Genomic DNA, 24608 nt, shown 5'->3' on the forward strand with positions numbered 1-24608 from the left:
CACCTCGCTCGCGCTCAGGCACCACGGCGTGTTTAGTTGGGCCACAAGCCAGTCCTAGGAGCAGGCGATGTTGCGTGTACCCGCAGTTCTGACCGCCGCCGTCGTCGGGGCACTCGGCGGCGCGGCGACCGGCGCCGAGGCGCGCGCCAACCCCGCCTGGGGCATCAACGGAACCTACGTCGCCACGTCCAACGGTGAGTGGGCACGCAAGAACGAGGTGTTCTACGACCAGGCCAGCCTGCGCAGCACGTGGACCGTCAGCACCTCGTGCAGCTATCCGGGCGAGTGCACCGGAACGGTGCACAGCGACTGGGGCTGGACAGCGCCGATCTACGCGCGAAGCGGCGTCTGGTACGTCAAGCACACCATCGAGGACTGGGTACCGTGCCCGGACGGCAGCACCGCCCCGGGTCTGCAGACATTCCGGTTCAAGCCGATGACGCCGGAGGGCGCCAACGCCGACCCGACGTCGACGACCCTGGTCGGCGAGGACATCACCACCTCGCCCAGCGGCGCCTGCGGTGTCAACAAGCCGGTCTACATCAACATGCCGTTCAAGCTCGTCAAGGTCGCCTGAGCCAAACCCGTTGCGCCGCTGTGGCACCCGCGCGCCTCACCGGGGCATCAGGTCCTCCCAGCTCTGTGGCTCCGGGCTCGTCAGGTTCGTTTGACTGAACACCGCGCCGTCCGGGGTGGCGTACTGACCGGTTCCCGGGTTGTACGTGGTGACCGCGACCGACGGCCCCTCGGGCCCGGGGACGTGGCCGCTCGGCGTCGCGGGAAGCGCCCCCTCGGCCGGGACGGGTGCCGGCCCCGGCAGCGGAGTGCCCTCGGCGGGGCCGAAGATCTGCGCGTCGGGAGTGACCCGAGCATCCGGCGCCACCCCCTGGGCGATGAGACCGGGATCGAGCGGGTACGGCCCCAGGACATGTTGGCGCATCGCCAACGGCCGGAAGGGTTCGTCGCTCTCACAGATCTCCACCGTCGGCGCGCGTTTGCCCGGCTTGGACATGCAGGGGTAGTTGCGCGCCCCGCGCACCCCGATCGGCGAGTCCTGCGGAAGCTTGCAGTAGAGCCCGTCGGGAGTGTCCACATCGGTCAGATCGGTCGGCGAGCGCCACGACGACGGCGGCAGGAAACCGACAGTGCACGCCGGCGGGTCACCGAGGGTCACGGTGAATTCGGCCAATGCCAGGCCGGTCGGGTTGTTCAGCGACGATCCGTAGGACTGGGTCGCCGCCAGGTAGGGCGGCAGCAACACCAGTAGCTGCTCGATCGACGGGTGGTAGGTGACGCCGATCTGCCCGACGGTGGTCAGGTTGGCCAGCAGCACCGGCAGCGTCGGCTTCACCTGGCTGAGCAGCCGCGTCGCTTCGTCGGCGGCGCCGGAACCGGTGCGCAGGATTGTGCGCACCTCTGCGTCGCGGGCGTCGAGCTGTCCGGTGATGCCGGCCAGGCTGCGCGCCCAGGTCCGGATCGCGTCCACGCTTTCGACCTGACCGTCGAGCAGCGGGCGGCTGTCGTCGATCAGCGTCCGGGTGTGCGCGGCCGTGTCGTTCAGGTCGCCGGCCAGCCGGGCCGAGGAATCGAGCAACACCCCGAGGTCGTGTCCCGTTCCGTTGAGCGCCTTGAAGGATTCGTCGAGCAGCCCGGTGAGTTTCCCGGTGGGGATGCTGCCCACCAGGTCGTTCATCCGGTCGAGCATCGGCCCGACCGGTTGCGGCAGCGCGGAGGGGCCGGCGACGATCACCGATCCGTCGTGCAGGTAGGGACCGCTGTCGGTCCGCGGCAACAGATCGACGTACTGTTCGCCCACCGCCGACACGCTGAGCACCTTCGCATCCAGATCGGCGGGGATCTTCGGCGAGGTCTTCAGCGACAAGGTTGCCTCGGCGCCGTCGCGGGTCGGGCGGATCTCGACCACCTTGCCCACCTCGATCCCGCGGTAGGTGACGTTGGAGAACTGGTACAGGCCACCCGTCCCGGGCAGCTGGAGTGTCACCGAGATCCGTCCGATGCCGAGCAGCACCGGAGCCTGCAGGTAGACGAAGAACATGGTGCCGAGGCCGAGCATCGAGGCGATCGCAAAGATGGCCAGCTGGGTCCGGACAAATCGCGTCAACATCAGCCCTGGCCTCCCTCGGGTGCCGGCGGCGCCGCCGGTTCGGGCGGAATGGTCGCCACTTCCTCGGGCCGCGGTGTCAGCGGTGCCTTGAGCGGGTCCCGGGTGTACGTCGAGTACCAGGGGTCCCCCGGCGCCGGCACCAGCGAGGCGCCCGGTTCACCCCACCGCGTGCCGAGGAGCAGGCCACGTTTGAGGCGCGAGATGGTGAAGTCGAAGACGATGAACTGGTTCATGTAGTCGCCGCGGATGCCGCGGTCGATGAACTCCTGCGTATAGGGATAGGTGGGCAGGTAGGCCAGCGCGGTCGCCAGATCGGAGCCGACATCGGCGAGCGCGCGCACCGTCGGTTCCAGGTTCTCCAGGTTCCTGACGATGTCGGCCTGCGACTCGTCGAGCAATTGCGTTGCGGTGTCGCTGAATTCACCCAGTTTTCGTAGCGCCGTGGTGAGGCGGGGGCGCTGCGCGTTGAGCACCTCCAACGCCCTGGGGATGCGATCCAGCGCCGCGACGAGCACCTCGCGCTCGTCGGCAAATGTGCCCGCCAGCCGTTCCAGCTCCGTGATCGAAGAGATGATGTTGTCGTGCTGGTTGTCCAGCAACCCGACCACCTTGTTCATTCTGGTGACCAGGTCGCGAATCTGCGGTTGGCGGCCGTCCAGGGCGGCGTTGAAGTTGTCGATGATGCCGCCGATGTGGGTGAGCCCACCGCCGTTGACGACCACCGACAACGACGACAGCGTCTGCTCGGTGGACGGGTACGTGGAGGACCGGTTCACCGGAATGGTGGACCCGGCGGGCAGCCGCCCGGTCGGCTCTTCGCCGACGGGCGGATCCAGGGCAAGGTGCATCGAGCCGAGGAGGCTGGTCTGCCCCACCGTGGCGACGGCGTTCGCCGGCACCACCGCGTCGGGCTGCACCGACAACTCCACGTCGGCACGCCAGTTGTCCACCGTCATCTTGCGCACGGCGCCCACCACGACGTCGTTGATCATGACCGGTGAATTCGATTCCAGCGTACCGATATTGGCGATCTGGACGCGATAGCTGATGGCGTCGCCGCCGGTGCCGACGGTGCCGGGCAGCGGTAACGAGTTCAGCCCGTCGAACGCGCAGCCGGACAGCACCACGGCGCCGGAGCAGACGGTGGCCAACACCCGCGCGGACCGCACCCGCCAACGCCGGGTCATGGTGTTGCTCCGGTCGCGGTGCTCGCCGGCGCTTCGGCGGGCAGCAGCATCTCGGTCAGACTGGTGGCGGCCGGCGCTGCCGGCGGCGGGGCGGGCACCCCCGGCGGGATCGGGGCGCCGGGATACAACGCCGGATGCCGGTGCGCGGGCAGGCCGTCGGGCGTATAGGCACCGGCCGGTGGGGCCGGATCGAACCACCCCGGTGGCGGCGGCGAATCACCGCCGGCGCCCGTGTACGCCGACACGGCGGGTCCGATCTCCGGGGCGGCGGGGGCCGTCCCGGCGCCACCGGGAGCGAGCGCGGGATCGGAATAGATCACGTTCTTGGGGGCGGGTCCCAGGTAGGCGTTGAACGGCAGCGGCACGTAGTTGAAGTTCATCAGCCGCAATGCCGGTCCCAGGTACTCCGCGCAGGCCTTGGCCGACTCCGCGGCGGTGACGTTCTCGACTGCGGCGATCGAGGAGCAGATCGCCTGCAGCGGGTCAGCGAAGTTGTTGATCGCAAACGACCCCCGCGGCCCACCGGTGTCCGGGTTGTAGATGTTGTAGCCGTTCACCAGCGCATTCGGCGCGGCATGCAGGACGTTCTTGACCACCATGCTGTTGTCGGACAGCACCTGCGTGACGTTGGCCAGTCGCTGCATCTGCTCGGCGGTCTGGTCACGCGAGCCCGCGATGAACCGCTGCACCTTGCCCGCGGCCTGGGACAACTCGGTGATGGCCGAGTCCAGGTCCGAACGGCCGCCGTCGATGACGCTGGTGACGTCGGCGAGCCGATCCTGGAATTGCACGATCTGGGCGTTGCTGTCCCGCAGCGCGCTGACGAACACCTGAAGGTTCTCGATGGTGGCCGCGATGTCGCCGCTGCCTTGCCCGAGGACCCGTCCCACTTCGGACAGTTCGGTGACGGTCTGCCGGAGCCGGTCGCCGTTGCCCGCCATTGCGTCGGCGGCGGTGTCGATGAATCGTCCGAGCGAGGTGTCCGACACCCCGCTCTCCGGCCCCAGTTCGGTGGCCAGCCGCGTGAGCTGTTCCTTGATCTGATCCCATTCCACCGGGATGGCGGTGCGGTCCTCACCGATCTCACCGCCGTCGGGCATCACCTCGCCGCTCGCCTGTGGGTCGGCACCGTAGGCGGGCGTCAGTTGGACGTAGCGGGCCGAGACCAGGTTCGGCGCCACGATGACCGCCTTCGCGTCGGCGGGGACCGGGACGTCGCGGTCCACGTGCAGCGTCAGCCGGGTGCGGGTCCCCAGCGCCTCGATGTCCTTGATGGTGCCCACGCGCACGCCGACGACGCGCACCTCGTCCCCGGGATAGATGGCCGTGGCCGACTTGAAGTACGCCACGATTGTCTTGGGACCCAAGAACTTCTGGTACTTCAGGTACCCCGCGCCCACGACGAGGCCCAGCACCAGCGCGGTGAGCAAATACCTCTTGGCCCGCGGACCGAGCCGCCAGTTGGCGATCATGGTCATCCTCCGGGAATACCGTTGTAGGGGAAGGGAAATTCAGCGCGTGGCCCGGCGTTGTCGGGTGGCTGGCCGGCGTTCACACCGCGGCGGAATCCCAGCGCGTAGTCGAGGAACGGCTGGATTGCCGCCCCCGGCAGCATGTTGGCCGGGAAACCGTTGTAGTAGAACCCGTTGTTCACCGCTTCACCTTGCGTCAGTTGGTACTTCCGCAAGCCGTCGAGGGATTTCTCCAGGTTGTCCCGGTTGCGCTCGAGCATCTCGGCGACCCGGTTCAGTTGGTCGAGGGTCGGCGCCAGTTCGTGCTCGTTGTCGTCGACCAGCCCGGAGAGGTGCCGGGCCACCGCCGTGGCGTTGCCCAGCAGCGTGACGATCGCGTGCCGTCGCTCGTGCAGCACACCGAGCAGGTCGTTGGCGTTGAGGATCAACCGGTTCACCTGATCGCTGCGCTCGGACAGGATTCCGGTGACGTCGCCGGCGGCGCTGAGCAGCCTGCCCAGCGACTCGTTGCGGTTGTTCAGCGACTTCGACAACCGGCTCACGCCGTCGAAGGTGGGCGCCAGTTGCGGGGCCATTCGCTCGATGGTCTCCGACAACGTATCCAGCGACTGGTTGATGGCCGCGGTGTCGGTGTCGGCGGTGTTCGAGGTGAACTCGTCGAGGGCGTCGGTCAACGAGTACGGCGCGGCGGTGCGCGACGCCGGGATGACACCGAGGGCGCCGAGACTGCCGCTGCCGCGCGGTTCGACCACCAACACCCGCTCCCCCAGGATGGTGCCGATGCTGATGTGCGCCTCGGTGTCCTGGCCGAGGCGCACCTTGCTGTTGACGGCGAACGTCACCAGCGCCTTGCCGCGGTCGATCTCGACATCGGACACCGATCCCACGGTGACGCCGGAAACCTTCACCTCGTTGCCGGCGGTCAGGCCGCCCGCCTCGGCGAACACGGCCTGATACCGGACCGAGGTCGCCATCGACAGCAATTGCTGGGGCTGCAGCCCGACCGCGATGATCAACGCGATGAGCACCAGACCGATGAAACCGGAACGGATCAGGGCAGATCCTCGATATTTCAGCATCAGGGTTCCGCGCACCTTCCGGTGTTCTGGATGATCCAAGGGAAGTAGGCCGTACGCCCCTCCAGGTCCGACACTCGCATCGAGATGCCACACAGGTAGAGATTCAGCCAGCTGCCGTACGAGCCCAGGCGCACCAGCTTCCGATAGTTCTGCGGGGTCTTCTGCAGCGCGAGGTCGAGCCGGGCAAGGTCCGTCTCGTTCGACAACAGCGGGGCCAGCCGGGTCAGCTGATCGACGGTGCCCGACAGCGGCGGGCGGGCCTCGGTGAGCAGTTCGGCCAGCGAGGCCGTGCCGTTGTCCAGCGCGGTGATGGCCTCCCCGATCGGGTCGCGTTCTTCGGCCAAGCCGCTCACCAGGCGTTCGAGCCCGTCCACCGCGCCGGAGAACTTGGTGCCGTCCTTGGCGAGCACGGCCAACGTCTCATCGAGACTCGCGATGAGCCGCTCGACGGTCTGACCGTTGTCCGCCACGGCGTTGGTGAACGACGACGTCCTGGCGAACAGCGACTCGAAATCGCCGCCCTGCCCCTGCAGGATCTGGATCAACGACGTGGTCAGCGTGTTGACGTCCTGCGGATCGAGGCCCCGGATGACCGGTTTCAGGCCGCCGAGCAACAGGTCGAGATTCAGCGCGGATTCGGTTCGGTCGAGTCCGATCAATGATCCCGGCGGTTGGATCTGAGCGGTCCCGGGCTCGTCGAGCAGTTCCAGGTAGCGGTCGCCGACGAGGTTGAGGTAGCGGACCGCGACCCTGGTGGCCTCGGTGAGCCTGATGTGGTCGTCGGCGTCGAAGCGCACCAACACGGTGTTGTCGGATTGCAGCGCCACGTCACGCACGGTGCCCACCCGGATGCCGGACACCCGCACCGAATCCCCGGTCTTCAGGCTGGAGGAGTCCTCGAACAGCGCCGAGTAGCCGTTGGTGGAACCGGCCCGGTATTGGCTGAAGATGACGAACAGGCCGACGGTCAACAGCACCATGGTGATCGCGAAGGCGCCGAACTTGGTTGCGGTGGCTGCCAATCCGCTCATCCGGGATGCCCGATCTGTGCGGAGTTGCGGGGCGGACCGTCGATCGGTCCGTACAGCATCTGTTTGAGACCGTCGGAGTTCAGCAGGATTCCGTCGTTGCCGTACTGCGCGGGGTTGGCGTTGACGTCGGTGATCACGAACGGCGGGCTCTTCTGGAACGGCACCTTGGGCAGGTCGGTGCACTGCGGTCCGCCGGTGGCGGCAACCTTCGGCAGGTTCTGCGGGTAGCGGTAGCGCTCCTGGCCGAGGACCACCGACTGCAGCAGGACCCCGCCGGGCATGGGGGTGCCGGGGGCCTTCGCCAGTTCGACGGCCCCACCCAGGCCGCAGGTGAGTGCGGGGTTGTACTCGTTGGTCAGGTCGGTGGTGGGGACGAGCAGACGCATCACCTCGCTGATCGCCGGCCGGTTGGCCCCGACCACGTCGATGCCGGTGTCCGACAGTCCGATCACGCTGATCAGCACGGCGTCGAGGTGCTGTTGTTCGTCGACGAGGGTCTGACTCATCCGGGTGGCGGCGTCGACGGTGCCGAGCAGGTCTGGCGCCGCGTCGGCGTAGGCCCGCAGCACCGTCGGGGCCACGGCGATCTCGTGTTCCATCGCCGGCAGGCTCGGGTCGATCTGGGCGAGGAACTCGTCGAAATCGACGAGCATCCGGCCGATCTGGTCGCCACGGCCGTCCACCGCCGTGGCCAGCGCACCGAGCGTCTCGTTCAGTTTGGCGGGTTCGATCTTGTCCAGCACCGAGGACAGCTGCTCGAAGACGGTGTTGACCTCGATGGAGACGTGCTCGACGCCCAACACCTGGCCGGCCCGCAGCGGCTCTGCGGAGGGTTTCTCCGGCGGCACCAGTTCGACGGACTTGGCACCGAACACGGTCGAGGCCGCGATGTCCACGGTGACGTTGCCCGGAATGATGTCCATGTACGCCGGGTCCATCGCCAGGTGCAGGGCCGCCCGCCCGTCCGGAAGCGACTCGATGGCGCGTACCGAACCCACCTGTGCGCCATGGAGTTTCACCTTGGCATCGGGGTTCATCACCAGGCCCGCCCGTTGCGACAGGACGGTGACGGGCACCGATTTGGTGAAGTCGCCGCGGAACAGTCCCACCGCGACGGCGATCACGGCGAGCGCCGCCAGCACGCTGAGGGCCCCGACGACCCGCCGCTTGTCGATTTCCATCAGATGCGCTCCGCCCTAGCCCGACAGGTTGAAGTTGCCGTTGGAGCCGTAGATGGACAGTGAGACCAGCAGGGTCACGCTGACGACGGCGACCAGGGAGGTGCGTACCGCGTTACCGACCGCGGCGCCGACCCCGGCCGGCCCACCGGCGGCGAAGTAACCGAAGTAGGTGTGGATCAACAAGATGGTGATCGCCATCAGAATCGCCTGCAGGAACGACCACAACAAATCGATCGGGTTCAAAAACGTATAGAAGTAATGGTCATACAACCCACCGGATTGGCCCAACAACATCACCGTGGTGAACTGCGCCGCCACAAACGACATGATCACCGCAATCGCATACAACGGCGTGATCGCCGTCATCCCGGCAATGATCCGGGTGGACACCAGATACTCGATCGGCGGAATCCCCATCGACTCCAACGCATCGATCTCCTCGTTGATCCGCATCGCCCCCAACTGCGCGGTCACCCCCGCACCGAACGTCGCGGCCAACCCGATCCCGGCCACAATCGGCGCCGCGATCCGCACATTGATGAACGCCGACAAAAACCCCGTCAACGCCTCGATGCCGATATTGCCCAACGAGCTGTAACCCTGAATCGCCAACACCCCACCGGTGGCCAACGTCAAAAACCCGACGATGACCACCGTGCCGCCGATCATCGCCAGCGTCCCGGCCCCCATCGAGATCTCCGCGATCAACCGCACGATCTCCTTGCGGAAATGCAACGTCGCATGCGGCACGCCGGCCACCGCACGCCCATAGAACAAAATGTGATCACCGATCCGGGAGAAGAACTCCACCGGCCGACCGGCCTGACTGACCAACCGCGGAAACCGCTGCCGCAACAACGTCGAAGTACCCATAACCCGCTGCCCCGCCTAGTTGTTCGTCATCTGGATACCGATGGCGGTGACCACCACATTGATCACGAACAACGCCATGAACGCATACACCACCGTCTCGTTGACCGCATTACCCACCGCCTTGGCCCCACCGCCGGTGATCGTCAACCCCCGATAACAGGCCACCAGCCCCGCGATCAACCCGAACAACGCCGCCTTCACACACGAGATGATCACCTCCGGCACCCCGGTCAACAACGTGATCCCCGCCGCGAACGCCCCCGGATTCACATCCTGGATGAACACCGAGAACACATACCCGCCAAGGATTCCGATGATCACCACCAAACTGTTGAGCAAAAGAGCGACCAACCCCGAGGCCAACATCCGCGGCGTCACCAACCGCTGCACCGGGTTGATCCCCAACACCTCCATCGCGTCGATCTCCTCCCGGATCGTCCGCGACCCCAAATCCGCACACATCGCCGTCGCACCCGCCCCGGCCACGATCAACACCGTCACCATCGGACCCAACTGCGTCACCGCACCAAACGCCGCCCCGGCCCCCGACAGATCCGCCGCCCCCAACTCCCGCAACAAAATGTTCAACGTGAACGACACCAACACCGTGAACGGAATCGCCACCAACAACGTCGGCGCCAACGACACCCGCGCCACAAACCACGACTGCTCCAAAAACTCCCGCCACTGAAACGGCCGCACAAACACAAACCGCACCGCATCAGCAGCCATGGCAAACAAACCACCGATTGCCTGCAGGGCTCCGCTGCCGCCGAGCGCCGGAAGGCCGATGGACCAGCGGTCCCGGGCATTGCTGACCATGTGCGGCAGTACCCTCCCTCGCCAGCTCACCGAGAGCCCCATCACCGAAGCGTCGGCGCACCGACGAGGGGAACGATGACAGCCCGGGGTCGGCACCGACACGCTCCGTCCCACCTACCGGGAAGCGCCCAACCTGCACCTGACGGACCCGCGAGAACGTAACGTCTGTCGATACCTGCGCGCGTTCAACGACCCGAGGAGTGCCACCGTGTCCCTGCCTACCGAGCCGCCGGGGCCGATGTCCCGATACGCCCAACGGCGCACGCTGATCACCGGCGGCGGCTCCGGAATCGGGCAGGCCTGCGTGTTGCGCATCCTCGCGGAAGGTGGCCGCGTGGTCGCCGCCGACATCAGCGCCGAAGGGCTCGGTGACACCGTCGCCAAGGCGGCCGAGCACGGCGAGCGGTTGTCGACGGTGGTGCTGGACGTCGGCGACGAGGAGTCGGTCCGGGCCGGGGTGGCGCGGGCCGTGCAGCGCCTCGGCGGACTGGACACCCTGGTGAACGCCGCGGGCATCCTGCGCTCGGCGCATCTGACCCAGACCACCCTGGCGGACTTCGAGCAGGTGCTGCGAGTCAACTTGGTCGGCACTTTCCTGGTGACTCGCGAAGCCATCGGCGCGCTGCGCGACGGGACGAATCCCGCGGTGGTGAACTTCAGCTCCACCTCCGCGCAGTTCGCGCACCCGTACATGGCCGCCTACGCCGCCTCCAAGGGCGGGGTTCTGGCGATGACGCACACCTGGGCGTCGGAGTTCGCCAAGGCCGGGATCCGCTTCAATTCGGTTCAGCCCGGCTCGATCTCGTCGGGGATGACCGACGGCTCGGGCGCCTCGCAGCAGAGCGTGGGCCCGGGGCTGCCCGAGGACGCCGACTTCACCTTGTTCGGCAAGGTGGCTCCGATGCTGCCACTCGACGGCGGGGCGATCTTCGCCACGCCGGATGCCGTCGCCGCGGTGGTGGCGATGCTCGGTAGCGACGACGCGTTCTTCATCACCGGCACCGAGGTCCGCATCGACGGCGGGTCGCACATGTGAGCCGGGAACTCGAGGGAGGTCGGAGTTGAGGGTCCGCAAGCTGCTGTGCGCGGTGCTGGCGCTGCCGGTCGCGGGGCTGTTCGGCGCTCCCGCGGGCAACGCCGAGCCGTTCTTCGCCAACTACCAACTGCTGGTGCCGGACCGCTACGACTTCCACACCTGGACCTGGGCGGTATCGCACTGCGTGCCGGCGGCCGCGGATTGTCGGCATGTCTCGGCGATTCCGATGCCGATAGCCAAGGCATTCGAATACACCGGCAACGCGATCCTGGCCGACGGACGGTACACCTTGACGGTGGATGTCCCGGACGGATTGCGCTGCGGCAACGTCTATTACGGTCCGATCATCCCGACCCGCGACGAGTACACCTGGGACGCCGGCACCCTGCAGGGCACGCTGGCCTCGTCGTTCGCGACCGGCTGCGACGGGGCGCCCGGCGGGACGTTCACCTATCCGTTCTCGCTGGTGCGGTTGTAACCCCGCTCAGTCCAGGCCGCGGGCGCTGAGCGCCTCGGCGAACCCGTCGGCCGTGCGCAGTGCGGCGACCACCACGGGCGCGACCACCACCCGCGGGGAGAACCGCAGGCCGCGCGCCCGACGCGCCTCCTCGACCTGACGAATGATGTCGATGATCAACGGAATCGCCCGAATGCTCAGGGCCAGGGCCAAAGCCACCTGCTCGACCGGGAAACCGACCCGGCCCAGCGGCCGCATCAACCCGGTCAGGGCCGCCAGCATGTCGGTGGTGCGGGTGCTCGCCGAGACCGCCGCGGCCAGCGACACCGACAACAGCAGCACGCCGCACACCACCAACGCGCGACGCCAGTCGGTGAACAGCAGCTGGAACCCGAAGATGATGACGATCACCCAGAGCACCGGCCGCAGCTGAGCGACAACGGTTTTGACGCTCATCCGCGCGGCGGCGAACACGGCGACGACGCCCAGCGCGGCCGCCCCGAGTTTGGCGGGCGAATCGACCAGCACGGCCGCCAACGCGATCAGCGCGCCCAGTCCGAGGAGCTTCACGCCCGCGGGGAGTCGGTGCAGCACCGACGTCCCGGGACGGTAGACACCGAGCACCGTCATGTCATCAGCCGTCGGTAGGCGGCCAACGCGGCCGACGGCACGTCGTCAGCGTGGATCCGGCCGTCCTCGAGGACGATCACCCGATCGAAATCCTCGACCAGCGTCAGGTCGTGGGTGACCACCACCAGCTGGGTGTCCAGCTCCGCGAACGCCGCGCGCAGCATCAGGGCGTTGCGCAGGTCCAGCAGCGTCGTCGGCTCGTCGGCCACTACCACCCGCGGCTCGGTCACGAGCACCGCCGCCAGCGCCAGCAGCTGCTTCTGCCCGCCGGAGAGCAGCTGCGCGGGCTGGTCGGCGTGGTCGGCGAGGCCGAATTGCTGCAACACGCGCCGGGTCCGGTCGGCCCGTTCGGTCTTGGTCATGCGGTGCCGCGACAGTGAGAGTTCGATGTCCTCGGCCACCGTCGGCATCAGGATCTGGCGGTCCGGATCGGTGAACACGAATCCGACGTTGCGGCGCACCTTGCGGACCGCGCGCCGGGTGTCCAGGCCGTGCACGCGCACCGTGCCGCGGTCCGGGATGACCAGCCCGTTGATCATCCGGGCCAGCGTCGACTTGCCGCTGCCGTTCGCGCCGACGATGCCGACCCGGCGTTCGCGCAGCGTCAGGGAGATGCCCCGCAGGACCGTCCGTTCGCCGAAGGCGTGGCCGACGTCGTCGAAGGCGATGCTGTCCTGGCTGTGCTCAGCCATCGACGGCCTCGGCCGCCCGTCGCCTGGGGATCAGGCCGGGCCAGGCGCGATGCACCTGCGCGGCGACCAACGCCGTCACCCCCGCCTTGACGATGTCCCCGGGAAGGTAGACCCCGCACGTCGCCAACGCGGCCCACCACGACAGGTCGGTGCGGAGCATCAAACCGGTGGCGCCGAACGCGTAGATGATCGCCATCCCGCCGAACACGTTGATGAGGAATCCCCGGACCGCCCCGTAGCGCGGCATCATCCTCGCCGTCAACCCCCCGATGATCAGCACCGCCGGCAGCCAGGCGACGAAGAACCCCGCGGTCGGGGACGCCAGCGCCACCAGGCCGGTGCGGGCGCCGGCCAGGATCGGCAAGCCGGCGATGGCCAGGACGGAGAACAGCGCGATGGCCAGGGCACCCTTGCGGGCGCCGAGGATCGACCCGGCCAGCATCACCCCGAGGGTCTGCACGGTGATCGGCACCCCGGTCGGTCCGACGCTGATGGTGCCGGGCAGTCCCAGGGCCGCGAGCAGGGCGGCGAACACGGCGGCCTGCGTCAGGTCGCGCGCGGAGACGGCGAAGCGGCCCGGTGCCCGTTCCGTCGCGGGCTCGTCCGCCGTTTCGTCCATGCGGGCAATTATCGCCGCCGTCGGCTCGGCGCCCGCGCGGCGGTGAGGTCAGGCCGGCGCTGCTCGGCGCGAGCGAGGCGCCGGCGGCGTACTCAGAGCCCCTGGGTGTAGCTGGCTGCGTCGGCCGCGTACTGCGCCGACACGCACACGTCGTAGCGCTGAGCTTCGAGGCTTTGCACGCTGGAGAAGTCTCGCTCGCCGCGGGTGGCCAGGTGCGCGAAGAACCCGAAAACGGCGCCCCAGAAGGCGCCGATCGCCAGCGCGACCAGCATCGTCACGATCCACATGGGTCCCAACGTGAAGATGGACAGCAGCAGCCCGATCAACAACCCGAACCAGGCACCGGCGGCCGCCCCCGAGAACGCCGCCCGGCCGTTGGTCATCCGTCCGGTCACGCGCTCGACGGTGCGCACCCCGTCGCCGATGATGCGCACGTGCTCGACGGGGAAGCCACCGTCGGACATTCGGTCCACCAGTCGCTGAGCGTCGACGTACTTCTCGAAAGAGGCGACGACCCGGCGATCGGCGGGCGCGCCTGCGGCCTGCTGCTCCGGGTGGCTGCTGGAACTTGTCACTGCTACCTCCATGGCTCTACTCGCCGGCACCCCGGCCGTCGTGGGCGTCGGGTACCCGCTGCGCCCGGTATTAACCTGCCACTTGATTCGCCACGCGGGGGGCGAAAATGCACTCAGGGTTGTGCCCGCCCGCGAAATCACGACCCTGGCTGCACGCTCGGCCCGGCGACGTCGTGCGATCCGACGCCGGCCGGCCCGGCCAGCAGACCGGCTGACCTCGAGACCGGTGGCGCTACGCTGGGCGCGTAAACCCGCGACGGGGCCAGGAAGCCGGTGTGATTCCGGCACGGTCCCGCCACTGTGACCGGGGAGCGGACCCCACGCGTGACCACGGCCCTACGGGCTGGAAGGTCGGGGCGAGCGACGATCCGGGAGTCAGGACACTGCGCCGACGCGGGCCGCACTGACGGGGCGTGGAAACCCCGGGACGGAGATCGCTGGTGACTGCCCATACCTACCTGCCGCCGGACACCTACGCCGACGCGCCGCGCGCCGACCCCGAACGGGTGCGGGCGGCCGTGGCGACCGCCGCCAGATACGGCCCGTACTTCGGTTGGCACACCGGCGCGGCCACCGCGACGTTGTCCCGCGAGCAACTGTTCGACCCGGACCAACTGCGGGTGCTGCTGCGCACCATCGGTGACAACGTGGGTTCCGAGGAGGACCGCGTCACCGCGTCGACGTTCCACTACGGTTTCGCCGCCCGGTGCTGGTCGATGGCACTGGGCGTGTGGCAACGCGGCGGGGTGGTGATCGACCCGAGTACGGTGCGCTACGTCGTCAACCCGTCTGGATCAGTAGACCTGTCCCTCAACGAGTTTCGCGGGTGGGACGGCAACGACCTGGCGGTGGACGAGGCCGCCGATCTCGTCGCCGCGGTGGTCATGACCGATCACCTCACCCGCCTGCACTCTGCGCTGCGCGCGGCGGTGCGGGTGGCCGACGGGCTGCTGTGGGGCAATGTGGCCGCGGCGCTGTCCTCGGCCGCCCGACGGGTCGGCGCGGGACGCTCCGACGACCGGGTGACCCCGGTGGCGACGACGCTGCTGGCGCGGGATCCGCTGCGCAGCAAGATGGTCCCGACAGCTGCGGGCGGACTCCGGCGCAACACCTGCTGCCTGTGGTACCGGACCAGGGACCACACCAAATGCGGTGACTGCCCGCTGGCCTGACGGTTGGTCGCGCTAGTCGGCGATCTCGGCGATCGCGGCCGCGGAATCCAAGTCACCGAACGCGATCGCGTAGCGCTGCGCCAACGCGACGGCCACCTCGGCGCGCTGCCACATGCCGCCGTCGGCGCTGGCGGTGACCAGCCACAGGGCCAGGCCGTGGGCCACCGAGGCGCGGTAGCGCAGCCAGATCTCGTCGGCCGACGGCAGCTCGTCACCCGGTAGCCCCAGGGCGTCCCGGTACTCGGCGAGCAGCGCGCGCTCGTGCGCGCGACGGTCCTCGGTGGTCACCGCGCCCTGCAGGAAGTAGCCGACGTCCAGGGACCAGTTGCCGCGCCGGGCCATCTGCCAGTCGAGGAACCCGACCTCGCCGGCGGGCGTCACGTAGGTGTTGCCGATGTGGGCGTCCCCGTGCAACAGGGTCTGCGGCGAGGTGGTCAGCGTCCGGATGTAGGGCTTCCAGATCGATTCGACAAGTTCGTCGATGGTCAGCGCCAACACTTCCGCGGGGGTGTCGGCGTCGAGCCGTTCCAGCGCCGAGGGCAGCGGGGCGTACTGCAGCCCGTCGAAGGGCACGAACGGCTCCAGCCAGCCCAGGCCCGGATGCGCCGCCACGCGCTCGCCCCAGAAGCGGCCGTGCATTTTGCCCAGCGCCCGCATCCCGGTGGCGGCCTGCTCGACCGTCAGCGGCCGCAACGAATCCCGCGGATCGGCCCCGCGCGCGGACAGGTCCTCCATGACCAGGCAGAAGTCGTAGGCGTCCTCGTCGGCGATCGCGGCGTAGACCAGGGGGTGCTCGAGGGGCAGGTCGACGGCCGAACTGAACAGTCGCGGTTCGTGGAACATGCCGCTGGTCATCCGGATCAGATCCTTGTGGGCGGGGTCGGCGGCCTTGACGAACACCGTCGCCGGCCCGTCGCCGGCCGAGTAGGTCAGGCCCAGGCGGGCGCGGCGGTTGGTGCCGTCGTCGCGCAGTTCGACGGTGACCGTGTCGACCACCGCTTCGGGGTGGTGCCGGGTCAACGCGGCGGTCATCCACTCGGCCGTGATCTCGTCCAGGTTGGCGGGCACTGTCAGCGTGTTCACGCGGATGCTCCTCGCGGGTCGGGCAGGAATTAGTTACGACACGAGTCGTGTCGTAACTGCGACGGTACCGAACTCGACCGCGCCGCGGAAGAGTTCGGCTGATCTAAGCTCGCTGCATGCCTCAGGCCCGAGGTGGCAGGCCACGCGACGCCCAGTTGCACGACGAGATCCTGGTCGCCACGAGCAAGCTGGTCGTCGCACGCGGCTACGCCGAGGTGTCGATGGACAGCGTGGCTGCCCTGGCCGGGGTCAGCAAGAAGACGCTCTACCGCCGGTGGCCCTCCAAGGCCCCGATGGTCGCCGAGGCCGTCCTCAACGCCTACGGTCGACGCAGCACGTTCGAGGTGCCCGAGACCGGCGACCTGCGCGCCGACCTGCGAACCTGGCTGCTCGAACACGCCGAATTCCTCGCTGACACAACCAATGCCGCGCTGATTCGGGCGCTCATCGCAGCAGCCGCAGCCAGCCCGATGGACAACGAGGCGCTGTACCGCCAGCTGAGCATCCCCCAGCATCAGGGCGTCGTCGCGCGGTTGGGCCGGGCCGCCGCGGCCGGGGAGATCCGGCCCGATCTCGACCACGCCGGCATCGCCGATGCCCTGATCGGCACGCTGCTGTTGCGAGTGCTGGTCGCCGAGCCGCGAAATCTCAACGCGGCAACCGAATTCGACGGTCTGCTGAATGCGCTGCTGAACGGGATCGTCCCGGCCGGACAGCCCGCGCGCGGATCCGGACCGCCGCATCCCGGTCCGCATTGGTAACCTCAGCCCCGGAGTACGGTCGCATCCGCCTGACGGCGGGTGCCAGGGAACCCGGTGCGAATCCGGGACTGGCGCGCAGCGGTGTGGGAGACGGACTCGACACTGGCCACTGGGAGCAATCCCGGGAAGGCGTCGAGTTCGGACGATCCCGAGTCCGAAGACCTGCCGTACCCCGTTGAGTCCACCGTGTAACTCGCGCACAGTTACCCAGACTTCGAAGGCAAGACGTGCACAAGACGGGCGCTGCGGCGGTACGACGGCTCCCCGCCGGTCCGCTGACCGCGCTGCTCGGCGTCCTGACCGCCGTGAGCATCGTGGTCTCGGTGGCCTTCGGCGCCGAACACATCCCGATCGGTGACGTCTGGCGGACCATCCTCGGGCGGTTCGGGGGCGCCGACGTGGACGCCGCCTACGACGTGATCATCTGGGACCTGCGACTCCCCCGCTCGGTGCTGGCCGCGACGGTGGGCGCCGGGTTGGCCCTCGCGGGCGCGCTCATGCAGGCGTTGGTCCGCAACCCGCTGGCCGAGCCGTACCTGCTCGGGGTGTCGGCCGGGGCCGCCGTCGGGGCGACCGCGGTGATCACCCTCGGCGCGTTCGCCGGCCTGGGCGTCTGGGCACTGTCCGGCGGTGCGTTGCTGGGCGCGATGATCGCCACCCTCACCGTCTACACCGTGGCTCGGGCCCAAGGCGGGCTGACCGCGCTGCGGCTGATCCTCTCGGGCGTGGTGTTGTCGTCGGCGTTCATGGCGATGTCGTCGCTGCTGGTGTTCACCGCCGGCGATCCGCACGCCGCCGAGGGCGTGATGTTCTGGATGCTGGGCAGCGTCGCCGGGGCGACGTGGGCGAAGGTGCCGTTGGCGGCCACGGTGGTGGTGGTCACGCTCGCGGCGATGATCGCCATCCACTCCTGGCTCGACGCCTACGCCGCCGGCTCGGACACCGCCACCTCGCTGGGCGTTCCGGTGCGCGGGCTGCGCACCACGCTGTTCGTCATCCAGGGCGTGCTGGTGGGTGTGCTGGTCGCGGTCTCCGGGGGTATCGGGTTCGTGGGACTCATCGTCCCGCACGCCGCACGCCTGGTCGTCGGGGCCACGCATCGGGCGATGCTGCCCGTCGCGGTGTGCGGCGGGGCGCTGTTCCTGGTGTGGGTGGACGTGATCTCGCGGGTCGCGGCGGCCCCGCGGGAAATGCCGCTGGGCATCCTGACCGGGCTGATCGGCGCACCCATCTTCCTGTTCCTGATGGGGCGGCGGCGCTACGAGTTCGGGAACAGCTCGTGAGCTCCGTGTCGGCGCCGGTGCGCGCGCAGGGGCTGCGGTGCTGCCGCGGCACCCGCACCATCGTCAGCGGGGTCGAGTTGGATGTCCCCGCCGGAACGCGGCTGGCCGTCGTCGGCCCCAACGGTGCGGGCAAGAGCACGCTGCTGCGCACGTTGGCGGGCCTCGACGCCCCGTCCGCCGGCGCGGTCGAGGTGGCCGGCCGGGAGCTGGGCCGGATGTCGGCGCGGCGCCGGGCGCTCACCGTCGCCTTCGTCGGGCAGGAGGAACGGCCGTCGGGGGAACTGACCGTGGCCGAGGCCGTCGGCCTGGGACGGACCCCGTACCGGCAGCCGTGGTCGGTGGCCGCGGCGCAGGACCGCGGCATCATCGACGCCGCGTTGGCTTCGGTGGGCCTGGGGGGTTGGGGAAGTCGGGCCTGCACCCAGCTTTCCGGCGGGGAACGGCACCGTGTGGTGCTGGCCCGCGCGCTGGCTCAGCAGACACCCGTGCTGGTCCTCGACGAACCCACCAACCACCTCGATGCGGCCTGGCGACTGCGGTTCATGCAGGTGCTCGACGAGTTGCACTGCACCGTCATCGCCGCGATGCACGACCTGGATCTGGTGCTGCGGCATTTCGACGCGGTCGCCGTCGTCGCCGAGGGTGGGTTGCTGATGCACGGACCGCCCGCCGAGGTGTTGAACCCCGAGTTGCTCCGGCGGGTCTTCGAAGTGGCGGGCGACATCGTCCCCCACCCCGACACCGGCCTCCCCTATCTCCTGCTCACCCACGTCGACCCGGCGTCCACCGATTGAGGAATGTCATGATTCGCACCAAACCCGCTGCCGCTTTGGCCTTTTCGGCGATCCTAGGCCTGACCGGCTGCAGCGCCGAGGCCGACACCGCCGCCACGGACACGGTGACCGTCACCAACTGCGGCGTCGAGGTCAGCTTTGCACAGCCGCTGGAGCGACTGTTCGTCAACGACGGCGGCATGATCGCCATTGCGCTGGCCGCGGGCGCACGCGAGCAGATGACGGCGGTGAGTTCCCTGGCCCGCGACGCCGACGTTCTGCGCCTGGTGTACGGCGAGCAGGTCGACAGCCTCAACGAGGTCGCCCCCGCGCAGCCGTCGCTGGAGAACATCGTCGGCGCCCGCCCGCAGGTGCTCTACGCCGGCTACAACTACGGGATGGGCGAGGCGCGCGGCATCACACCAGAAGTATTGGCGCAGCATGGTATTGACGTATACCAGCTGTCGGAGGCGTGCCGGCCGGTGGCAGGAGAACGCGTCCGCGGCACCATGGACCCGTGGGTCGCCCTCGACACCGACCTCCGCAACATCGGGATCATCACCGGCAACGCCGAGACCGGCGCCCAGGCTGCCGACGACATCGCCGCACGGCTCGAAAGTCTGCGCGCCGCACCGCAACCGGAACAGAAGCCGACCGTCTTCGTGTTCGACAGCGGTAGCGACACCATCTTCTCCTCCGGGGCGTTCGGCGGTCCGCAGGGCATCATCGACGCGGCCGGGGCGCGCAATGCCACCGAGGACGTGCAGGACACCTGGACCGCCGTGAGCTGGGAACGCATCAGCATCGCCGACCCGGATCTGATCGCCTTCGTCGACTACCCGGGGCAGTCCGTCGAGGAGAAGATCGCGGCGCTGCGCAGCAATCCCGCCAGCCGAAACCTCAAGGCGGTCCGGGAGAACCGGTTCATCAACTTCCCCTACGCCATGTGGGTGTCCAGTCCGCTCAACATCGACGCCGCCGAGACGCTGCGCTCGGTGCTCGAGCGCCACGACCTGGCCCCGGCGTCCGGCACCGTGCCACGGTTGGACGTCGCTGCGCTGGGGCTGGCGGGCAACGACTGGCTGGGGTAGCGGTACCTGTCTGCGGCCTCACTCGATTGCAACTCGTCATCGATTGATGACGGCGATCCACAGGCTGTGGGTAGGCGTCAACACTCACTGACGAGTGCGGGCCGAGAGTCTTCCTGGAGAGGGCTGTCCCGGCTGGGCCATGGCCGCCGCGAGCGTGCGCATGACCGAGATTTCCCGGGTGTGTCGGCCGGGGACGCGCCCGCTCGCGCCGGAAGGGGTCAGATTCCCGCGTTGCGGGCCAGCTCGAGGGCGTAGCTGTTGTCCCAGGTCCCGGCCGGGGGGTGCCCGTTGCAGGCGCCGTCGGACTCACCGGGGCGCTTGACCCACAGGTAGGCATCGACGTTCGGGCTGGCGGTCGCCGTGGTCGGCGCGGAGCCCAGGGCCCGGCCGGCGGGGTTGCACCAGTACAGCTCGTCGTCGGTGGCGCCGCGCCCGTTGCGCGAGGTGTCGATCACGTATGGCTTCCCGCCCGTCATCGCCGAGATGGCGTCGCCGTACCCGATCTGCTCGTCGGTGGTGAAGAAGTTGGCGGTGTTGAGGCTGAACCCGCGGGCCTTGGCCACGCCGACCTCGTTGAGCATGCCCGCCATGGACTCGGCGCTGACCCAGCGCGAATGGCCGGCGTCGATGTACACGGCCGTGGCCGGGTTGGCGGTGAGCCGGTCCACGGCGTAACGGATCAGGTCGAGGCGCTCCTGGCGTTGCGCGGGCGAGAGGCAGTCGGCCATCGCGAGCGCGTCGGGTTCGAGGATGACGGCCGCCGGGCCGGAGCCGATGGCGCCCGCGACGCCGTCGATCCACCCCTGATAGGCCGCGGCCGACCCGAACCCGCCCGCGGCGTAGCTGCCGCAGTCCCGGTTCGTGATGCCGTAGAGGGCCAGGATCGGCATGGTGCCCGCGGCCTGGGCGGTCTGGATGTACTTCGCGTCCACCGACGGGGTGGACCTGTGGTCCATCCAGTACGCCTGCGGGGTGTTGGCGATGTAGTCGAGCTCGCGGCTACCTCCGGCGCTCTTGGCGGCGCGCATGGCCGCCGAGTTCGGGTTCACGTAGAAGGTCTGGCCGGCCAGCGGGTTGCCGTCGGCGGTCAGGCGCACCTGCGGCGCCGGACCGACCTGGGCCGGCTGCGCCAGGAATCCCAGGCCCAGCACCACCGCCAGGGAAAGGAAGGGGGTCATCCAACGAGCGACTGCTCCGGCAGCTGAGGACATCACCCCAGAAAACATAGTTGTCGAGCCGTCGCGGAGCCTCCCCGGGGCGCAGATCCGGACCCGGCGCACCGCCGCCGCGCACCCGAACTCGACTTCGCCGGTTTTTTGACCAGCCCGTCCGCACGTTAATGTGCTGAGGTCGGCCTCAAGCGAACAGGCCGGTAGAAGAGTTGGGCAAATCATGACCGCAGCAGCAGAAACGTCGACGCTCGAATCTCGGGTCGGCCATTACTACAAGATGGACACCCCCTACCTGGTGGGCCGCGAGAAGGTGCGTGAGTACGCCCGGGCGGTGCAGGACTATCACCCGGCGCACTGGGACGTCGACGCCGCCGCCGAGTTGGGCTACTCCGGGCTGGTCGCCCCGCTGACCTTCACCTCCACCCCGGCGATGGCCTGCAACCGGCGCATGTTCGAAGAGGTGGTCGTCGGTTACGACACCTACATGCAGACCGAGGAGGTCTTCGAGCAGCACCGCCCCATCGTCGCGGGCGACGAACTGGAGATCGACGTCGAGCTGACCTCCGTGCGCAAGATCGCCGGGCGCGACCTGATCACGGTCACCAACACGTTCACCGACACCGCCGGCGAGCGGGTGCACACCCTGCACACCACCGTCGTCGGCGTCACCGCCGAGGACGTCGATCCGGCCATCAAGGGCGCCGTGCAGCGGGCCATGATGCACGACATGAACATCCTCGACATCGGTGACGCCGAGGAGGGATACCAGAAGACGGTCCGCCCCGAGGGTGAGGTGCGCATCGCCGGTCCGGGTGACCGCCCCCTCGCCACGCCGTCCTTCGAGCAGGTGCAGGTCGGCGACGAGTTGCCGGTGCACCACACCCGACTGTCCCGCGGCGACCTGGTGAACTACGCCGGGGTGGCCGGCGACGCCAACCCGATCCACTGGGACGAGCAGATCGCCAAGCTCGCCGGACTGCCCGACGTGATCGCGCACGGAATGCTCACCATGGGCCTGAGCACCGGATTCGCCTCGACCTGGCACGGGGACCCGGGCGCGGTGACCCGCTTGGCGGTGCGACTGTCGGCGCCGGCGATCGTCCCGGCCGCCGAGGGTGCGGACATCGAATTCAGCGGCCGGGTCAAGTCGCTGGACCCGGAGACCCGCAGCGGCGTCCTGCTCGTCGGCGCGAAGTCGGCCGGCCGCAAGATCTTCGGCCTGGCGACGTTGGGTCTGCGGTTCAGCTGAGCCAGACCGTCCCTACTTTGTAAGCGACCATCCTCAGTCGAAGTGGCGGTCGACATCCATCCGTTGGTGGAGAATCCGTACGACGTCGATCACGTCACCACCGACGATCCGGTAATACAACATGTGCGCCCCAATGGCGTGCTTCCGATAGCCGGCACGAACCTCGTCGCAGGCTCGGCCGATCATCGGGTTGGCGATGACTCGTTCGATACCGCGTTGGATCTCACGCAGGTAACCGACCGCTTGCTCTGCACCCCAGCGCTCGTGGGTGTAGTCCCAGATCTCTTCCAGGTCGGCTTGCGCAGCGGGGGAAAGTACGAACCTCGTCACCGGCCGCGGGACTCTTCATTTCGCTTCCGCGCGATGAACTCGTCGAAGTCGAACTCAGTGGATTCGCCGCTTTGCTCCCCTGCAACCAGCGATTGGCGCAAGGCACGTAGACGCGTTTCCCGATCCTCGAGCAGCCGCAGGGCAGAACGGACCACCTCGCTGGCAGACCGGTATCGGCCCGATGCGACCTCCTGGTCGATGAAGTCGCTGTAGTGCTCATCGAGGCTGAACGAGGTGTTCTTACCCATAAGCGCAAATGCTACCAATATCTGGTACCACGCGGGCCCTGGTCACGCTCCGTGGGCGGTGCTCACCGTCGACCCTTGCGACGCCGCGACGGCGCTGCTGACCAGCTGGTACAGCGGCGTTCCCCAGGCGTGCACGCCGCTGGTGGCCGGTGCATAGGCGGTGTGGATCGCGATGGCCGACGGCGACAGCGCCTCCTGATCGGGGTCGTAATCGCACACCGGGTCGCCGACGTCGCAGACGCTGACGGTGCGGGCGCCGATCGCCACCGGTAGTGGCGAGGTGTCCGTCGACGCCAGGAACGAATGCTCTTGCGCCACACCCTTACCCACGCTGGGCAGCACCGCCGTGGACCCCATGTTGATGGTGGTGTCGGCGGGCAGCCGATCGCCGTCGGCGACCAACAGGGCCGCGGCCACCCGCGGGTCGTCGCCCAGGTCGTGCAGATGGCGGTGGATCACCATCGCACCCTGTGAGTAGCCCGCCAGGACCACCTTGGTGTCGGGGCATTTCTCGGTGAAGGCCTCGAGTTGCTCGGCGGTGGCGTCGGTGCCGTCCTCGACGCTGTCCATGAAGTCCATCCAACCGCCGATCCCACCGTCGACGGGTACGGGCGCGGCCGGGTACTCGACGGCTTCGGCGGTGATGGTCTGCCCGTCGGCCGCCAGACCGGTCCGCAGTTGCTGGTAGGACTGGTAGACGACGTCACCCATTCCGCCGTTGGCGGTCAGACCCGCGCCGTCGCGCTGACCCGAGCCCGCGGCGCCGATCCAGTGCACATCGGCGCAGGTGGGGGCAGGTACGGCGGTCCCGGCGGTCAGCCCGGCCAGCGGCACCGCGGCCACCGCGAGGGCCAGTCCCAGACGACGAAATACAGCAGACTTCCTTCCGAAACTCCCGCGGCGTCGAGCTGTCGATCCCGGCGCCGCACTACCCCCTACGTCGTCCGTGGGGGTGGGCGCCGTTACGCGGCGAAGCTCACCGGCGGTGCTGCTGGGCCAGTATCGCGCTGCCCAGCCAGTCCCGCAGGAACCGCCGCAGTTCCTCGCGGCTGCGGGCGGCGTCGTTGGGTGCGACGAAGAAGGACAGGATCACCCGCAGGGTGAATTCGACCAGGTCACGCTTCGCGGGCTCGTCGTAGCCGTAGTGCGCCCAGTCCACGTCGAAGCGCGCGAGCATCCGCAGGCCGAAGCCCTGGGAGGTCGGCGAGGCGACGTCGCTGGTGTGGGTACCGCCGGAGGATTGCGAGAGCAGCGTGCCCAGGTGCGGGTTGCGGGCCACCTCCTCCAGCGTGAAGAGCACCCCTTCGACCATGGCGTCGGCCGGGTCGGGAATGCCTTGCACGGCGGCGGCGAGCTGATCGAAGAACTCATCGACGGAGGCGAACGCCGCCGCCTTCATCAGGGCGTCGGCGGTCGGGAAGTAGCGGTAGACGGTCTGGCGGATCACGCCGATCTCGGCGGCGACGTCGGCGATGCTGACGGCCCCGCCGCGTTGTGCGATCAACTTGACCGCCGCGTCGACGATCCGCTGGGCGGCCTCTTCGTCGTTGCTCGGCGGATCCCCGACCCAGCCGCGTCTACGCGCCACCCACAACTCCTTGCCCACACCGAACCAGCAGGATATCGCCTCCGGTGGCGCGACCCGGTGGCCCCGACGTCGCCCTCAG

At 68.7% G+C, this 24608-nt stretch carries 27 protein-coding genes and 2 riboswitches; of the genes, 9 read left to right on the forward strand and 18 right to left on the reverse strand.

All coding sequences use genetic code 11. The annotated features are described in order from the left end of the window. Positions 1-67 precede the first annotated feature (67 nt). Positions 68-577, forward strand: coding sequence for an Rv2253/PknI dimerization domain-containing protein (locus R2K23_RS23785; protein WP_316513128.1), 510 nt, complete (start codon positions 68-70; stop codon positions 575-577). A gap of 36 nt (positions 578-613) precedes the next feature. Here R2K23_RS23785 and R2K23_RS23790 read toward each other — a convergent pair whose 3' ends face one another. Genes R2K23_RS23790 through R2K23_RS23825 form a run of 8 tightly spaced genes read right to left on the reverse strand, consistent with a single transcriptional unit; the run spans position 614 to position 9770 of the window. Further along, positions 614-2125 carry an MlaD family protein gene (locus R2K23_RS23790; protein WP_316513130.1) on the reverse strand — a complete coding sequence of 504 codons (1512 nt, stop codon included), beginning with the start codon at positions 2123-2125 and terminating at the stop codon, positions 614-616. Further along, positions 2125-3312 carry an MCE family protein gene (locus tag R2K23_RS23795; RefSeq protein WP_316513132.1) on the reverse strand — a complete coding sequence of 396 codons (1188 nt, stop codon included), beginning with the start codon at positions 3310-3312 and terminating at the stop codon, positions 2125-2127. Before R2K23_RS23795 ends, R2K23_RS23790 begins: the two co-directional genes overlap by 1 nt. Next, positions 3309-4784 (reverse strand): MCE family protein, encoded by a 1476-nt coding sequence (locus R2K23_RS23800; protein WP_316517530.1) that lies wholly within the window; start codon positions 4782-4784, stop codon positions 3309-3311. Before R2K23_RS23800 ends, R2K23_RS23795 begins: the two co-directional genes overlap by 4 nt. A gap of 2 nt (positions 4785-4786) precedes the next feature. Then, positions 4787-5863, reverse strand: coding sequence for an MCE family protein (locus R2K23_RS23805; protein WP_316513133.1), 1077 nt, complete (start codon positions 5861-5863; stop codon positions 4787-4789). After that, positions 5863-6894, reverse strand: a complete 1032-nt coding sequence (locus tag R2K23_RS23810; RefSeq protein WP_316513135.1) for an MCE family protein — start codon at positions 6892-6894, stop codon at positions 5863-5865. The genes R2K23_RS23805 and R2K23_RS23810 overlap by 1 nt, the downstream gene beginning before the upstream one ends. Then, a complete protein-coding gene (locus R2K23_RS23815) occupies positions 6891-8075 on the reverse strand; it encodes an MCE family protein (protein WP_316513138.1) in 1185 nt (394 codons plus the stop codon). Before R2K23_RS23815 ends, R2K23_RS23810 begins: the two co-directional genes overlap by 4 nt. Before the next feature lie 15 nt (positions 8076-8090). Beyond that, positions 8091-8948: an MlaE family ABC transporter permease gene (locus R2K23_RS23820; RefSeq protein WP_316513140.1), complete on the reverse strand. Its 858-nt coding sequence runs from the start codon at positions 8946-8948 to the stop codon at positions 8091-8093. Between the two features lie 15 nt (positions 8949-8963). Next, on the reverse strand, positions 8964-9770 hold the full coding sequence (locus tag R2K23_RS23825; protein WP_316513142.1) for an MlaE family ABC transporter permease: 807 nt from the start codon (positions 9768-9770) through the stop codon (positions 8964-8966). A 238-nt stretch (positions 9771-10008) separates the two neighbouring features. Here R2K23_RS23825 and R2K23_RS23830 point away from each other — a divergent pair, with 238 nt between their 5' ends. After that, positions 10009-10806, forward strand: a complete 798-nt coding sequence (locus tag R2K23_RS23830) for an SDR family NAD(P)-dependent oxidoreductase (protein ID WP_316517531.1) — start codon at positions 10009-10011, stop codon at positions 10804-10806. Between the two features lie 25 nt (positions 10807-10831). Beyond that, positions 10832-11284, forward strand: coding sequence for a hypothetical protein (locus R2K23_RS23835; protein WP_316513144.1), 453 nt, complete (start codon positions 10832-10834; stop codon positions 11282-11284). 6 nt (positions 11285-11290) lie between these two features. On the opposite strand, the gene R2K23_RS23840 is transcribed toward R2K23_RS23835, so the two are convergent. The 4 genes from R2K23_RS23840 to R2K23_RS23855 all read right to left on the reverse strand — a co-directional run bounded on the left by R2K23_RS23840 (position 11291) and on the right by R2K23_RS23855 (position 13779). Then, a complete protein-coding gene (locus tag R2K23_RS23840) occupies positions 11291-11893 on the reverse strand; it encodes an energy-coupling factor transporter transmembrane component T family protein (protein ID WP_316513146.1) in 603 nt (200 codons plus the stop codon). Then, the gene (locus R2K23_RS23845) at positions 11890-12585 is read right to left on the reverse strand and encodes an energy-coupling factor ABC transporter ATP-binding protein (RefSeq protein WP_316513148.1); all 696 of its coding nucleotides are present in this window, start codon (positions 12583-12585) and stop codon (positions 11890-11892) included. Before R2K23_RS23845 ends, R2K23_RS23840 begins: the two co-directional genes overlap by 4 nt. Continuing rightward, positions 12578-13204 (reverse strand): biotin transporter BioY, encoded by a 627-nt coding sequence (locus R2K23_RS23850; protein ID WP_316513149.1) that lies wholly within the window; start codon positions 13202-13204, stop codon positions 12578-12580. Before R2K23_RS23850 ends, R2K23_RS23845 begins: the two co-directional genes overlap by 8 nt. A 92-nt stretch (positions 13205-13296) precedes the next feature. Then, positions 13297-13779 carry a general stress protein gene (locus R2K23_RS23855; RefSeq protein WP_316513151.1) on the reverse strand — a complete coding sequence of 161 codons (483 nt, stop codon included), beginning with the start codon at positions 13777-13779 and terminating at the stop codon, positions 13297-13299. A gap of 263 nt (positions 13780-14042) precedes the next feature. Beyond that, a riboswitch (cobalamin riboswitch) is annotated at positions 14043-14165 on the forward strand. 54 nt (positions 14166-14219) lie between these two features. On the opposite strand from R2K23_RS23855, the gene R2K23_RS23860 reads away from it, so the two are divergent. Further along, positions 14220-14951 carry a (2Fe-2S)-binding protein gene (locus tag R2K23_RS23860; RefSeq protein WP_316513153.1) on the forward strand — a complete coding sequence of 244 codons (732 nt, stop codon included), beginning with the start codon at positions 14220-14222 and terminating at the stop codon, positions 14949-14951. A 12-nt stretch (positions 14952-14963) separates the two neighbouring features. On the opposite strand, the gene R2K23_RS23865 is transcribed toward R2K23_RS23860, so the two are convergent. Then, positions 14964-15983, reverse strand: coding sequence for a phosphotransferase (locus R2K23_RS23865; protein ID WP_316517532.1), 1020 nt, complete (start codon positions 15981-15983; stop codon positions 14964-14966). A gap of 167 nt (positions 15984-16150) precedes the next feature. On the opposite strand from R2K23_RS23865, the gene R2K23_RS23870 reads away from it, so the two are divergent. From R2K23_RS23870 to R2K23_RS23885, 4 genes are all read left to right on the forward strand, one after another. Beyond that, on the forward strand, positions 16151-16795 hold the full coding sequence (locus tag R2K23_RS23870) for a TetR/AcrR family transcriptional regulator (protein WP_316513155.1): 645 nt from the start codon (positions 16151-16153) through the stop codon (positions 16793-16795). After that, a riboswitch (cobalamin riboswitch) is annotated at positions 16795-16979 on the forward strand. Its footprint overlaps the gene before it by 1 nt. A 43-nt stretch (positions 16980-17022) precedes the next feature. Further along, positions 17023-18078 carry a FecCD family ABC transporter permease gene (locus R2K23_RS23875; protein WP_316513157.1) on the forward strand — a complete coding sequence of 352 codons (1056 nt, stop codon included), beginning with the start codon at positions 17023-17025 and terminating at the stop codon, positions 18076-18078. Next, a complete protein-coding gene (locus tag R2K23_RS23880; RefSeq protein WP_316513159.1) occupies positions 18075-18872 on the forward strand; it encodes an ABC transporter ATP-binding protein in 798 nt (265 codons plus the stop codon). The genes R2K23_RS23875 and R2K23_RS23880 overlap by 4 nt, the downstream gene beginning before the upstream one ends. 8 nt (positions 18873-18880) lie before the next feature. Continuing rightward, positions 18881-19942 carry an ABC transporter substrate-binding protein gene (locus R2K23_RS23885; protein ID WP_316513161.1) on the forward strand — a complete coding sequence of 354 codons (1062 nt, stop codon included), beginning with the start codon at positions 18881-18883 and terminating at the stop codon, positions 19940-19942. 218 nt (positions 19943-20160) lie between these two features. Here the strand turns inward: R2K23_RS23885 and R2K23_RS23890 are convergent, their stop codons facing one another. Next, positions 20161-21153 (reverse strand): glycoside hydrolase family 6 protein, encoded by a 993-nt coding sequence (locus R2K23_RS23890; protein WP_316513163.1) that lies wholly within the window; start codon positions 21151-21153, stop codon positions 20161-20163. A 181-nt stretch (positions 21154-21334) separates the two neighbouring features. On the opposite strand from R2K23_RS23890, the gene R2K23_RS23895 reads away from it, so the two are divergent. Beyond that, positions 21335-22363, forward strand: a complete 1029-nt coding sequence (locus R2K23_RS23895) for a fused (3R)-hydroxyacyl-ACP dehydratase subunits HadA/HadB (RefSeq protein ID WP_316513165.1) — start codon at positions 21335-21337, stop codon at positions 22361-22363. A gap of 33 nt (positions 22364-22396) precedes the next feature. Here the strand turns inward: R2K23_RS23895 and R2K23_RS23900 are convergent, their stop codons facing one another. From R2K23_RS23900 to R2K23_RS23915, 4 genes are all read right to left on the reverse strand, one after another. Further along, positions 22397-22693 (reverse strand): type II toxin-antitoxin system RelE/ParE family toxin, encoded by a 297-nt coding sequence (locus R2K23_RS23900; protein WP_316513167.1) that lies wholly within the window; start codon positions 22691-22693, stop codon positions 22397-22399. Further along, the gene (locus tag R2K23_RS23905) at positions 22690-22941 is read right to left on the reverse strand and encodes a type II toxin-antitoxin system ParD family antitoxin (protein ID WP_316513169.1); all 252 of its coding nucleotides are present in this window, start codon (positions 22939-22941) and stop codon (positions 22690-22692) included. Before R2K23_RS23905 ends, R2K23_RS23900 begins: the two co-directional genes overlap by 4 nt. Before the next feature lie 42 nt (positions 22942-22983). After that, the gene (locus R2K23_RS23910) at positions 22984-23784 is read right to left on the reverse strand and encodes a cutinase family protein (protein WP_396892684.1); all 801 of its coding nucleotides are present in this window, start codon (positions 23782-23784) and stop codon (positions 22984-22986) included. Positions 23785-23917: 133 nt separating this feature from the next. Further along, the gene (locus R2K23_RS23915) at positions 23918-24529 is read right to left on the reverse strand and encodes a TetR/AcrR family transcriptional regulator (RefSeq protein ID WP_316513171.1); all 612 of its coding nucleotides are present in this window, start codon (positions 24527-24529) and stop codon (positions 23918-23920) included. Positions 24530-24608 lie beyond the last annotated feature (79 nt).

This window comes from Mycolicibacterium sp. MU0050, assembly GCF_963378085.1.
Lineage (GTDB): Bacteria > Actinomycetota > Actinomycetes > Mycobacteriales > Mycobacteriaceae > Mycobacterium > Mycobacterium wendilense.